Source organism: Mesorhizobium sp. M7A.F.Ca.US.014.04.1.1 (assembly GCF_003998745.1).
GTDB lineage: Bacteria > Pseudomonadota > Alphaproteobacteria > Rhizobiales > Rhizobiaceae > Mesorhizobium > Mesorhizobium ciceri.
The window spans coordinates 1-1,259 of the sequence record NZ_RZRW01001015.1; the positions used below are offsets into that span (position 1 = coordinate 1).

The following is a 1,259-nucleotide window of genomic DNA, read 5'->3' on the forward strand; positions in this document are numbered from 1 at the left end:
CCTATAATGCCTTTGACGGGAACAGTAATGCCTTTGGTGGGAACAGACTGGGGGTTTCGGGTGTTCCAAGCCTGATGAACCAGCGGGGAAAGGTAGCGCCGATGAATTTTCTTGATGAGGTGCCGGCAATCCGCCGTATCGAGACCAGCCGTGACGACCTTTTCGCCATCGATGTCGTCGGGCACGTTTCCGCGGCCGATGGTGAAAATCTTTTCGGATTGCTGGAGGCAGCCTACGCCCTGCATCCGCGCGTCGATGTGCTGGTGCGCCTCGTCGACCACGACGGCGTCGACTGGGCCGACATCGCTGACGAGACCCTGAAGCAGGGCGCCATTCATGCATTGGAACATGTCGACCGTTGCGCGACGATCGGCGAACCGGACTGGATAGCGGACGCACAACGCTTTCTGCCGTCCTCACCACCCATCGAAATCAGGCATTTCAGGACGGAGGACGAGGCTGCCGCCTGGCAATGGCTTGCCGCACAGCCTATCGGGGCAACAGCATCCGGCGCCCCTACCTGACGATCGTCAGCCGCTCGGCCGCCCGCGTGATGGCGGTGTAGAGCCAGCGCTGGCGGGTTTCCTTGAAGGCCCAGCTTTCATCGAACAGCACGATCTCGTTCCACTGTGAGCCCTGCGCCTTGTGCACGGTCAGCGCGTAGCCATAGTCGAAATCGTCGAAGCGCTTCTTCTGCTGCCAGGGGATATCGGCGTCCGGATCCTCGAACGCCGCCTTGAGCAGCTTGATCTTGGCGACGCCGCGATCCGGATCGTCCTCTTCCGGCGACACCAGAAGGTTGATGCCGGGCTTCACCGTCTCGCGCGACGATGTCATCACCTTCCACAGCGAGCCGTTGAGCAGGCCCTTTGCCGGATCGTTGCGCAGGCAGACGAGCTTGTCGCCGGCCTGCGGATAGTCGGCGTTGAAGCCCTTGAGCTCGCGCAGCCGCTGATTGTAGCGGCGCCGCGTGCGATTGGTGCCGACCAGCACCTGGTCCGCCTTCAGCACCAGTTCCTGGGTAACGTCTTCCTTGCCGATCACCTGCGCCGTGCCATAGTCGCCACGCATGAACTCGCGGCCCTCGCGCACATCGAGCGCCAGCCGCAGGATCGGGTTGTCGCGCGCCTGCCGGTGGATTTCGGTGAGCAGAAAATCCGGCTCGTGGTCGGTGAAGAAGCCGCCGCCCGAGATCGGCGGCAACTGGCCGGGGTCGCCAAGCACCAGGATCGGCGTGCCGAAACTCATCAGGTCGCGGC

2 protein-coding genes are annotated in these 1,259 nt (G+C 63.1%); one reads left to right on the forward strand and one right to left on the reverse strand.

Annotation, left to right across the window (positions count from 1 at the left end; genetic code table 11):
* Positions 1–101: 101 nt before the first annotated feature.
* Positions 102–524 (forward strand): STAS/SEC14 domain-containing protein, encoded by a 423-nt coding sequence (locus EOA22_RS34065; RefSeq protein ID WP_013531056.1) that lies wholly within the window; start codon positions 102–104, stop codon positions 522–524.
* Here the strand turns inward: EOA22_RS34065 and EOA22_RS34070 are convergent.
* Positions 517–1,259: ATP-dependent RecD-like DNA helicase (locus EOA22_RS34070; RefSeq protein WP_127390638.1), on the reverse strand; the 743-nt coding region annotated here is incomplete at its 5' end. The genes EOA22_RS34065 and EOA22_RS34070 overlap by 8 nt on opposite strands.